This window comes from Lacibacter cauensis (assembly GCF_007830055.1).
Classification (GTDB): domain Bacteria; phylum Bacteroidota; class Bacteroidia; order Chitinophagales; family Chitinophagaceae; genus Lacibacter; species Lacibacter cauensis.
On the sequence record NZ_VLLE01000010.1, the window covers coordinates 1 to 12,068 of the forward strand.

The 12,068-nt window shown below is 35.2% G+C and carries 10 protein-coding genes; 1 reads left to right on the plus strand and 9 read right to left on the minus strand.

The genetic code is table 11. The features are described from left to right. The first annotated feature begins 306 nt into the window (after positions 1-306). Positions 307-609: a hypothetical protein gene (locus IQ13_RS21240; RefSeq protein WP_144888761.1), complete on the plus strand. Its 303-nt coding sequence runs from the start codon at positions 307-309 to the stop codon at positions 607-609. A 546-nt stretch (positions 610-1,155) separates the two neighbouring features. Here the strand turns inward: IQ13_RS21240 and IQ13_RS21245 are convergent. Genes IQ13_RS21245 through IQ13_RS21285 form a run of 9 tightly spaced genes read right to left on the minus strand, consistent with a single transcriptional unit; the run spans position 1,156 to position 11,747 of the window. Next, positions 1,156-4,779, minus strand: coding sequence for a PKD domain-containing protein (locus IQ13_RS21245; RefSeq protein WP_144888762.1), 3,624 nt, complete (start codon positions 4,777-4,779; stop codon positions 1,156-1,158). A gap of 10 nt (positions 4,780-4,789) precedes the next feature. Continuing rightward, positions 4,790-5,305, minus strand: a complete 516-nt coding sequence (locus tag IQ13_RS21250; protein WP_144888763.1) for a hypothetical protein — start codon at positions 5,303-5,305, stop codon at positions 4,790-4,792. Positions 5,306-5,310: 5 nt separating this feature from the next. Next, complete coding sequence (locus IQ13_RS21255; protein ID WP_144888764.1) at positions 5,311-5,676, minus strand: hypothetical protein; 366 nt, start codon at positions 5,674-5,676, stop codon at positions 5,311-5,313. Further along, positions 5,660-6,208 (minus strand): hypothetical protein, encoded by a 549-nt coding sequence (locus IQ13_RS21260; protein ID WP_144888765.1) that lies wholly within the window; start codon positions 6,206-6,208, stop codon positions 5,660-5,662. The genes IQ13_RS21255 and IQ13_RS21260 overlap by 17 nt, the downstream gene beginning before the upstream one ends. Beyond that, a complete protein-coding gene (locus IQ13_RS21265; RefSeq protein ID WP_144888766.1) occupies positions 6,205-7,452 on the minus strand; it encodes a PilN family protein in 1,248 nt (415 codons plus the stop codon). The genes IQ13_RS21260 and IQ13_RS21265 overlap by 4 nt, the downstream gene beginning before the upstream one ends. Beyond that, on the minus strand, positions 7,452-9,377 hold the full coding sequence (locus IQ13_RS21270) for a type II secretion system protein GspD (protein ID WP_144888767.1): 1,926 nt from the start codon (positions 9,375-9,377) through the stop codon (positions 7,452-7,454). The genes IQ13_RS21265 and IQ13_RS21270 overlap by 1 nt, the downstream gene beginning before the upstream one ends. Before the next feature lie 3 nt (positions 9,378-9,380). Beyond that, a complete protein-coding gene (locus IQ13_RS21275; RefSeq protein ID WP_144888768.1) occupies positions 9,381-10,817 on the minus strand; it encodes a GspE/PulE family protein in 1,437 nt (478 codons plus the stop codon). Between the two features lie 22 nt (positions 10,818-10,839). Next, positions 10,840-11,325: a prepilin peptidase gene (locus tag IQ13_RS21745; RefSeq protein ID WP_144888769.1), complete on the minus strand. Its 486-nt coding sequence runs from the start codon at positions 11,323-11,325 to the stop codon at positions 10,840-10,842. A 2-nt stretch (positions 11,326-11,327) separates the two neighbouring features. Continuing rightward, on the minus strand, positions 11,328-11,747 hold the full coding sequence (locus IQ13_RS21285) for a prepilin-type N-terminal cleavage/methylation domain-containing protein (protein WP_144888770.1): 420 nt from the start codon (positions 11,745-11,747) through the stop codon (positions 11,328-11,330). Positions 11,748-12,068: the final 321 nt, after the last annotated feature.

Sequence of the window (12,068 nt, forward strand, 5' to 3'; positions counted from 1 at the left end):
ATATTTCTGTTATTATCATTCCTCTATTTATGGATGTTTATTATTTCTTCTGTTAAGATCGGTTATGTTGATTCATCCAAATTGCTTAATGAGTAAAAGCATTAAATGATCCAACGGTCACAATTATCCTTTTTCATTCGATGATCTAATATTGGGTACAGAGCTTATTATTCAAAGTGACGTGTCATTCCTCTGTAATTTGACAGGAAGTCTTAATGGAAAGGATAGTTTTTCCCAAATTATCTTGAATCCAAAACGAAACCTTATTTTTCACCGTAGCTTTACTGAAACAATAAAACCTAAATAATGAAATATTTGATATTTTCTTCAGACTATTTTGATCAATGCCTTAAGCATGAATTTGATGGTCAAGTTTCTTTGAATGAGTTTGAATTTTCAAAAGAACGAATTAAACAAATTTGGAATTGGAGTGAGGAATACAGGAAAATAATTCCAATGGCCCACAATGAAAAAGAGTTTAATGCTTCCAAAATTGTTGAGCTCGATAATCAGTGCGTTATTTTGTTGAAAGAAATAATCAATGAATTTAAGGCGCCTGTTAAAATCAAATATTTTAGTGAGGGATTTTCAAAGTTTATTTATTGTTAGACTTTTAAGCTGAATCTTTTTTAATAGTAAAGGTTGGAAACGGATAATCGATCGATTTCAAAAAATAGCTGTCTATAGCGCAGAAAGTCTTAATCACTGGTAATTTGTCTAAACACTTCGCCTTGCCAACACTCCTAACTCTTTTTGGATACACTATAATGCTTAATAAGTAAGCTTTGAGAATCAGCGCTTATAAGTCTCAGCGTTAAAAAAGTTATGAATCTCAGGTCTGCATAAACAAATCAAGATTGTAAAAGTGTCTTCGTCATAATTAATCAATATATGCTGAGGGATTTATTTCCGGCGCATAAAATTGATTTTTTAAAGAACAACTATATATATTGGAGCTAGTCATTTAACGGAAGAAGCTTATATAGCGTTATTCATCTTTTTGATCGGCCGTTAACAAAGAATCCAAATGAACAAGAATTAGTTAAACATGTATTGTTGTCTTGATGTAACTACATAAATCAACAACAAAAAAACAGCCTTTCGGTTGTTAATACTCTTAAACATTATGACTATCAGCCCTTCAATTATTTATAATTATCTAATTAATACTACATTTCCTTTTCTGTGATGCATTATTCCCATATAATCTAACGCCCTAACATTCCATATATACATACCTGCCACTTGCGCTTTGCCGTTAAATTGGCCATTCCAGCCTTCATTAAATTTATTCGTTTGGTATACTCTTTGACCCCAACGATTATAAACTTCAAAACTGATTAGTGCTTTCATACCTATCAGAATAGGCATAAATACTCGATTGATTCCTTCAGGAACAAAGGCAGTGGGAACAAATATTTCGGGACCTTTATATACTTTGATACTTATCGTGTCAACGCCAATACAACCTTCATCTGTAATAGCAGAAAGGATATAATTCATATCAACAGGTAAAATTGCAACAGGATTAGCAATAGTTGGATTGTCCAAATATTGGGGTGGTGACCAGTTGTAACTGCTTGCACCACTTCCTGATAATTGAAGAGGTTGTCCTATTGCTGTAACAGTATCTCTTCCTGCAAAAATATTAACCTTTCTGATAGTGATTGATTTGCTCAGGGTGGCACTACAGCCATTATAAGTTCTTGCTGTTAACGAAACAGGGTAAATACCATGTTGAACATATGTGACCGTTGGTTGATACAAACCAGAATTTTCTCCGTTACCAAAATTCCATTGCCAAGCTATGATGGTTCCTGCCTGATTATTGGATATGTTTTGAAAAATTACTTCTTTTCCGGCACAGGTGGATCCAAAACTGAAATCAACAACTGGCTTTGTTTCTATTAACACAGTATTTTTTACAGTGTCGGATTTGCAGCCGTTTTTGGATTCAGTCATATAACGAACTGAATAATTACCGCCTGCCCCATATCTGTATATTGGCTGAGCAACAGTAGCGGTAGAATTATCGCCGAAATCCCAGAAATGTTTTATAATCGTACCAGTCCCAATGTTACTCTGGTTTATGATTTGTAATTGATCGGAAACACAACCATCTGCTATGCTGAAATTCGCTATTGGCTTCGATTCTATATTTATCTGACGTGTAACTGTATCAGAAACACAGTTTCGATCAGACGTAACAGCTAGTTTTATTTCCAAATCTCCTGCTGTTTGAAAAGTTTTGGTGAATAATTTTTGTTGGCTGGTTGTTCCATCGCCTAAAATCCAATGCCGTTGATTTATAAAACCTGATTCGATAGATGAGTTGTCTGTAAATTCAATTGGCGCACCGAGACATCCGTCAATATACTGCGGATTGGCTGTTGGCTTTGCGTTTACCTGTATTACTTTTCTAGCTGTGTCAGAAACGCAACCAAATGATGATACAACTACCAATTTAACCTGATAATCGTCAAAAGCATTGTAAGTATGGCTAATATTCTCTTGAATCCCTGTATTCGTATCTCCAAAACTCCAATGCCAACCGGTAAGAGGCTGATTTTGATTTGAAGATTGGCTATTAAAATTGACTTGTTTGTTTCCGCATTGTTCATCGCTTGCAATAGCTGCTAAAGGTTTAGAGCCAATACTAATAAAGCGAGACAAAGTATCGGATGCACAGCCTGTATTTGCCATTGTTACAAATCTTATGCGATAGTTCCCGGGGACAGTGTATGTATGAAAAGGATTTGATATGTTAGAAACAGAGCTGTCTCCAAAGTCCCACCACTGTCCAGTAATATTTCCATTAGTAACGTCGGAGGTACCCGTAAATCTGGTGATATTTGAAATACAGGTGTCGGAGACCGTAAAAGAATTGATAGGTTTTGAACTTACTGCAATTGTACGGTATACTGTATCTGATACGCAGCCCGTACCGGAGACGGTAACAAATTTTACAGTGTAATTTCCTGCTATGGAGTACGTCTTGACAGGATTTTTTTGTGTTGAAGTTGACTTATCACCGAAATCCCAAAACCAGTGACTTATAGTTCCTGTGCTGATTGTTGAAATATCAGTAAATTGAATTGGAGATGAGTTACACAAGGTCGAATGATTAAAATTGGCAATAGGTTTTGCCTCGATGGAAATTATTTTCGAAATTGTGTCAAATCCTCCACATGTGGCATTATTTCCTATTCGAAGTAATACCTTGAATTTACCCGTTGACGTATAAGTATGAACAGGATTTTGTAAAGTAGAGGTTGCTCCATCACCAAAGTCCCACATTACGTCTGGGCTAAAATTCCCTTTTAATTTAGACGTATCAGTAAAACTGACAGTGTAATTTCCACATTGCAAAGTATGCGCAAATCCTGCTTCAGGAATTACTCTTGTTAGGTTTATCGGTTTTCCAACTTTCAGTTCACCGCAAAAAAGATTAGATGACACCCTCAAAGTCACGTTATATATGTTTCCTGAATTTTGGTAAGTATGTACAGGATTTTGTAAAGTAGAAGTGTTGCCATCGCCGAACTCCCAATACCAATTAAGAGCGCCTTGCAAGGTTGAGGTTCCGGTAAAATTTACCGTCGAACAGTCATTCTGGATGCTATAATCAAAACTAGCTCCTTGATTTATAAATAGGCTGGGCATAAATGAGGGTAGGCCTACCCATGCAGATCTGCCGCTCAATGAAATACTTCTTTGCTTGAAAGAACAGGCTGCTCCGATATTTTGTGGTTGTTCAATAATGTGTAAAAAAGAATCAAGTTCTCGTCCCACGACATATATCTTGTTGTCGGGGCCAATTTGCATGGATCCAACTGTAGTGCCGACATTGAGTTCGTATCTCGAGTTTAATATATTCGTTGGATTGTATGTTGAAACATCATATTGGTAAATCTTATGGGCTCCAGGAAAGACATCCCCAACATACAGCATTTTCGAGTCGGCCGAAAATTCTGCACCAATCGAAAGTCTTCTAAGTGGTAATCTGAACGCATTCGAAACAATTCCTGTTGCACTATTAAACGAATACAACTGAGCAAAACCGGTTTCTGAATAAGTAGAAGTAATTAATAATTTGCCATCCGGGCTTGCTTTAAATACACCTATCAGATCAGACCTGAAACCTTGCCTGGTATCTTCCGGGTAAGCGTCTCCGGAAAAACTGCTTACAGGTATGGAGGTAACGCCTTTACAAGTAATTAAAAATGTCCGGAATTCATTTGCTACAGGCACATGCGTAATAAGCCATACATCCACACCATTGTTATGTCGTACGGCAGTCATTCTCTCAGAGGATGGGGCATATAGCAATGTGTTTTTTTCAATTACCTGACCTAGCCCACCTTGCCTGCTCATATCTACGACAGAATAATTATAACCCCTGGCTCCTGTATTTTCTTGTGCATCTGCCGTGAAAATATAAAACAAACTATCACTACCCGGTCGGGGAATGATGATAGACGATTGAAAAGAAGAGATATGACCATATAATCCGGTGCCATTTGCCATTATTTGGTGCTGCTTATTATAAACTGTATCGCCATTTGTATAAAACAATAGATCTCCCTTTGTATCTGAAATCGTGGAACAACCCTCTTTAGTATTTAGCTGTCCGTCTAAAAGTGGTAGAGGAGGAGTTGATCCAAAATTAAGGCCAGCCTTAAATCCAAAATACCAATTATTACCTTGCTGCGCAAAGAGAACAGTAATTGGTATTGTTAAATTCAAACAGAATAATAGAATAGATTTAAGTTTGATCATAGATAGATGCTTAAAACGATTTAGGTATTGTAAAATTATTTCCTCTATACCTTATCGTTAATTTGTTTCTGGTGATTTTTTTTAAAGTAACCTCATTGACCTCCATGTTTTCTGTCATTGCAAAACTTTGGTTTTGAATTGTCACCATCACCATTTGTATTTTTTTTTGAGGATTGTAGATGTATCCAGAATACTTAATAAAATCAGGAGCTTGTTGAATATTTTTTTGAACCTGAGCAGTATTGTTATTTGTCGTGTTTGTTAGCTCTTCCTTGTAAATGATTGTATTATCCGTTACAATCGAATCTTCAGTCTCGCCACTTTGTAGACTCCTCGAAAAGGGGTCCTCATAATTTAAAAGCAATGAAAAAGTATCAACCTTGGCCGGCTTACTATCTTGAGGGATATTTTTTAAATTGACTTCCAGAGGCCCGGTCTGTAAGGATTGAATTATGCGATAAATAATCGTACCCCAAATAAGTACTACCCCCAGAACCAAGACATATTTAAGGTAATTTTTTTTCATACAAGTTATAAAATAATAATTGTTCTGGTCTTACTATAATTTGAGGAAGAACTATTGTTTAGAGCTTTTACTCTCCATTCATATTTACCGGAGTCAAGGGTAAGGGTAAGATTTGTCTTCGTTACAGGGGTGTCTGTTATAAATCTTACTATTGAGTCAAAACGGGGAGAAGCAATTTGTAACCTGTATTTGGTCGCACCATCCAACTCTTCCCATGCGAAAGTGTTATTCCTGAAAATTGTCGTTACATTATTTGCCGGTGCGGTTAATTCTACAATGTCATTTTCAAGTGGCTTTTCAAATACTTGGCTACAGGAACATATAATGAGTAGAAACCAAACTATTGCAATTGCCTTAATTATCTTTTTCATGTAATAATAAATTTTGAATGAGTAATGATGCTTCTAAATAAACGAACTCGCCTTGTGAGTCAGTATGACTTTTGAATGAAGCTGATTGCAACCTGCCGATTACATTTTTATTTTCGAGTTGATGAATTAATTGCAGTATCTCAGAAAAGCCACCTTGTACTGTTATTTTTCTGGTAATAACCTGCGGGTTAGTTGAAGTGTCCACTACTGCGATACCATAGTCTGTAATCTTAATTCCGTTTTCTGAATAATAATCAGCAAGAATTTCGAATAGCTTTTTCCCTTGATCCAATGTGTCCATCGTGAAATTACGAACAATGTCAAGATAAGAATCTGCGGATAACATGTTGGCAGAATCTAGATCCTTCGCAGCTTCCGCACTGCTAATAGCAGCCAACAGGCGTTTATTTGATTTTTGCTCCTCAATTGTTAAGACAACAGCAAATCTGTAAATAATAATTAACAGGATTGGTAAAGAAAAGAAAAGGATTCTAATCTTCAACTGTGGGTTTATTGTTTTTTGTTTAATCATTTTATCAATAGTTCGATATGAAATTCATCAGTCATTTTCTCTTTATTTCTAAAGTATTTTTTCAATTTTACCGTTTCCAAGCCAGGCAATGTCGCAAGATTATTCATAAAGGCGTTTACATAGGATGGATCGGGCGAGATGCCTTTTAACAGGATAATTCTTTCAGTAAAGAGCATCGTTTGTGAGAAGTTGGATGCCCCTTTTTTTTCAGGATATGCCTCAAGTGATAGTAGGGTCAGGTTATTAGGTAACAGACTTGCAATCCGGTCAGCGTAATAGCTGATCATTGTCCGTTTATCCCAGTCATGTTCTTTTATATAGTTGATTATACTTTCATGTCCCTGCTGTACTAGTCGACTCTGATTCGTAGCGCCTGTTATAATGGGAAGTCGTAGTTGTAATTCCTGATTTTTAGAATAGAGCCTGAAAAAGAGAATGTAATTGAAGAATAAAATCGCAAATAAAAAAAACAAAATACCTATTCCGGCAATATTAAAATACCGGTTAAATTTAAATTCCTTACGTTTTACAGCAAGCACTCCATTCGCAATCGATTCCTTTAAGTCAATATTTTCTGCAAGCAATTCTATTAATGCGCTAAATGGGAGTAATGTAAATTGGTGTATGTATTGATCGCCAATCAAATATTCATGTTTGTTTGTCCAAATCTTATCTGGCGTGTCTTTTTGTTCAATTTGAGCAATTGCTTTTTGTTCATCAAAAGTTGCTTTAAACCAGTTTGTTTCTATACTGTCGACAGATTTCGCTTCTATGAAAGGGAAAATATTTTCAATAGCCTTTATGCCAATTGAAAGAGTATAAATCTTTATATCCGCTTTTATAAGTCTTTCAATAATTTTATCAATCGCTTCTTTTCGGGCGATACAAATGGCTGCTATTTGTTCGCTTTTGAATACCGAGGAGTAGAATTTGGAATGTTCTATTTCTGGAAATGCCATTGCAACAAGATTGCTGTTTTTATCAGTAATTTCCATTCGAACTTCTTTCACAAGTACCGGCTTCCCGTTTATAATAACCGAAACAGGAGTTTTGCTGTCAATTCTTTCTGCCAATTTTTCAATACTATCAATAACAAATGCTTCACTTACCTTTTTGATTTTGTTATTTCGTATCTCTCCAATGATCATGTTAATGCACAAATCATCGTTTTCGCTTATTATGATTTCTATAGCAGCTGCTCTCCTAAAGTATAATATTTTTTTCTTCAAAAATTCAGCTAGCATTAATATATAATTGTTGGTTTAATAAAAACAACAGAAACTGTTTTCCCTGTTGTTTTGGTTCGTCTGCCGAAAATCCATTTCAGCACTGGTATTCTTGATAGAAATGGCAAGCCTGATGCATCCTCACTTTTTTCATTTCGTTCAATTCCTCCAAGCACAATCATTTCTTCGTTCTTAACACGGATAATTGATTTGAATTTGCTTGTAGACGTAGGAGGAGGTTGGTTTATGGGCGTATTTCCAAGGAAGTCTGAAATGTTAACAAGGATATTCAGCGTTACATGTTCATCTCCTGATACAAAGGGTTTAATGTCGATGGACAAATTTGCCTCAATCGGTATGTACTGTTCGGTAACAATTGTTTGAGCATTTATTGAAGGAACAACATTTTGTGTTCTGATTTGATAATACCTGGTACTGCCTATACTCAGATTTGCAGCATGTCCGTTAAGTGTAGAGAGTTTCGGTGTTTGGCGGAGCTCTACATTGTTATTGTTTTCAAGTGCTTGTAATGAGACGTAAAAATTAGGGGTAACTCTTCCTAAATTAAAAATATTATTTAGACCTATCTGATCGATGAAGCGATTAATGTCTCCAGCTCCAAGTGTGAAATCAAGGCCTCCTAAAAGAGTACCTCCAGTACGAACAGAATCTGAAACTCCCATTTTAATACCAGTTTGAACTGTTCTGATTTTTCTTATGTCCATCAAAATCACTTCAATCATTACCATGGGTACTGTTCGGTCAAGTTCTTTTACAAACGCTTCGATTTCTTTGATTTGAGGTTGCGATCCGCTTAAAAGAAAGCTATTTAATTCTTTAAACTCTTTTATATCAACAGACTTTATCAGTTCGGGCGGTAGTATCGTTAGAAGTGAATCCACAGATCGATATTGTAGTTTTATTAATTTGTGAGCTCTTAAACCTTCATCCTGTCTGTCTCCGATCATGTAGACTGTATTGTCAATATTGAAGGTATACTTGGTTCCCTGGAGAATAAATGATAAAACCCGATCAAAAGGAAGATTTCTGACATTTGCTGTAGCGTTTCCCGTTATTTCAGAATAGACAAAGTAATTTATTCCAGCCTGTTCAGCTATCCCCTTAATCACATCTCTGATAGGTGTGTTGGTAATATTAAGCGTGATAAATTTGTTTCCTTTTTCATCTGTGGATATTTCCAATTGATTAATTGAAACATTGGTGCCAGGCGTATAATTTTTCTTTACATAATAACTGGAGTTTGGAAGAGTTGACTGCTTAGTAATAATCTCCTCATCATTTTTCAATGGCTGAACAATAAAAACACTATCGGATGTTAAATTGATTTTATATGAGTTAGAAACAGCAATTTTATCTAGTAAATTTGGAATCGATAAATTCTGAAAATAGCCGCTGATAGTTCGATTTGACAATTCTGGAGCGATCAGTATATTTTGATTAGACAGTTTAGTAATTGTACTGGCAATTAGAGAGAGTGTGTCGTCTCTTAAATCAAGTGTGACCGTGTTTTTAGTCGAATCGAATATAATGGTGGGTGTTTTTTTAACCGGTGGAATAATTATTTTAGGAGGATTGTAGGGAAAAATGTAAATAATGGAATGATTAAACTTTACGTCAAGATTAAATTGATTAATACAATAGATGAGGATGTCTACCACCTTTTCATTGTAAAAATATGCAGTGATGGAATTATTGATTTCAGGACTGATTTCTAGGCTCAAAGAATGGCTTTGGGCTAGTCCTTTCAAAAATTCTTTTAAGGAACTGTTTGAAAGTGCTACTTCAGTTCGATCATTCAGGCCCTTTGTGGTTTCTGAAAGTTGAAAAAGATTTTGTTCGATCAGTTTAATCCTTTGATCTTGACAAAAACTCAATTTAAATAGACACGACGAAAGAAAAGCTATCAATAATAATTTTCGCATTGGTTATACTGTTAAAAGAGGTAATATTTCATCAAAGCTTGTCGCGCCAGTTACAAACAAATCAAAAGCATTTTCACGCAGAGTACGTACTTTTTGTTCCTTTAGATAGTCGTAAATTCCGTCTTTTCTATTTTTTATTTTATCCGATAAATAGCTGTCAATTGGTATTACTTCGTAAATCGCCTTTCGGCCTTTGAAACCGGTATTAAAACAGTGATCACACCCTCGACTGATATAGTGAATATCTGGCGGGATGAGACCAACATCTTTCCAATAAACGGGCAATGTCGTGATGGGCATACTTTTTTTGCAATGTGGGCATAAAATTCTTAATAATCGTTGGGCTACCACTGTATTAAGTGTATCTGCCAATAAAAATGGCGGAATGTTCATATCACTTAACCTTGAAATGATTCCCCATGCCGAATTTGTATGAATAGTTGATAAGACTAGGTGGCCGGTAAGAGAAGCTCTTATGGCCATGTTTGCTGTTTCGCCATCTCTTATTTCACCTAACATAATAACATCAGGATCCTGTCTTAAAAAAGTCTTAAGTGCCTTTGAAAAAGTAAAGCCAATGTTCTCTCTCAATTGTACTTGGTTGACTCCCTCCAGAGTGTACTCGATCGGATCTTCAATCGTAAGTAAATTTTTAGTACTCTTATTAAGGAGTTTTAATGTAGCATATAGTGTAGTAGTTTTTCCGGATCCAGTTGGACCACTTATCAAAACCATCCCATGCGGCTTATTAATTCCTTTCAAATAGTTTCGTAAGTCATCTTTAAAGAAACCCAGGTTATTGATATCAATCTTTGTGGTATCTTGAGTTAATAACCTAAGAACGATTTTTTCGCCATAAAGAGTAGGCAGGATCGATACCCTTATGTCAAATTTTTCATTTTCAACCTGAAAAAAAATACGTCCATCTTGCGGCAGCCTTTTTTCAGCTATATCAAGACTAGCAAGTATTTTTATTTTATTAATGAGTGACGGATATTTTGTTTTAGGAATTGTATATCTAGGAACCAGCAACCCGTCAATTCTAATCCGTATACGGCAATTGTCTTCAAAGGTTTCGATATGGATATCACTGCTTTTTAAAGACTTCGCCTCCTCAATCAACGCTTTAATGAAACTGTCAGCGTCTCCATCATAATATTGAATTTTAACCCTTTCATCAATCTGCTTTACCGGGTAATATCGATCAAGGAGCGTATGTATGTATTCATAATCGGTGTCCTTAAATGCTATTTTTTTACCTAAAAGTATTTCTAGTTCCTTTGCCGGTATAGGATTTCTATTAGATCGGCTTGACTTTAAAAAAGTGATAACCGTATCCGTAATTTCAATAGGGATTATCTCATAATTTCTTGCCTGTGTTTTGGTGATAATCGATAGTAGTTCATCCTTAATAATATCATCAACGGTAGTCTTTGCCATAACTTATTAATTTACGCAGGATTTAGATAGTTGAAATTGATAAGTGACTTAACGAAAGAACAACGGCTAGCCAGATTGCCTGAAAGCCTGCAAGCGGGATGGAAGTGTTTTGCTGGTTTAGTTTTGGGAACATTACTATTGATAAATGCAATACCAATGTAAATATGAAACTGCTGATGAGGAAAGACAAAAAGCCTGTCGGCGAAAAATAGGAAACTATACAAATGAAAAAGGCGACGTCTCCTTTTCCTATGGCTTCTTTTAGCGGGATATTCCTGAAAGTTTTTAGGTAAATAGCAAGTGCAGATATTAAAATAAAAAGTACAAGGAGGTTTAAAGCAGCATTTGAAAGAATGAGTTGAGGATCGCCTTTTAACAACAATGAGTATATCGATAAAGAAAAAAAAAGAAAGATAAACAGTAAAACATTTACTGTTCGATGTCGAAAGTCAGAAATAAAAATCATACAGCAGAGAGATAGTATGCTAATGAGGAATACTATTTTCATTCTTAATCAGGTATTATTTCTTTAATTATTTTGTCGCTGTCTATTTCCCATGTATTCATAATTCCATCTCCATCAAAATCTACTATGGCTGTTGCTCTTGCTTTAAAATAATTTGTAGAGGCTTCTATTATGTCGATTTTATAATTAGCCTGTCCTCCATTTAGAACAGTTTTTTGTTGTTCGAATGATATTTCTGTCAAATCAGTAGAATATCTTGACTTTTCAAAGAAATAATTTTTTTGAAGTGTGTACAGGTGTTGCAACTGAATTTTAGCTTCAGTACTTTTTGCTTTTGTTATCAGTGGCATCAGATTTGGTAAGGCTAGCAATATTAGAATTCCAATAATAATTAAAACTACCAGAACTTCAGTTAGCGTAAAACTTTTAAAACTCTGTTTGGTTAATTTAGTGAAATGATACATAATTGGATGTATTGACATAAACTAGCATACTGCAAACGTGAAAATATTCAAAAAATAATTATCATAAAAAAAAAGCTGACGTATACGATCATTTTTTTTTAATGAGCGATTGTATAATTCGTAGTTTTTATTTTTAAAAGTTACACTGCACGCTTGTACGCCGAAACGACGCAGTTATTATTTTTTTTTTGGGGTTGTGGCGTTTAATTATAATCTTGATGTTTTAAAATCAAGTTGACTGTTTTCTACGTTATGAGTAAATCCCAAAGCCGCCTTTTATTTATTGCGATATTTCTGTTATTATCATTCCTCTATTTATGG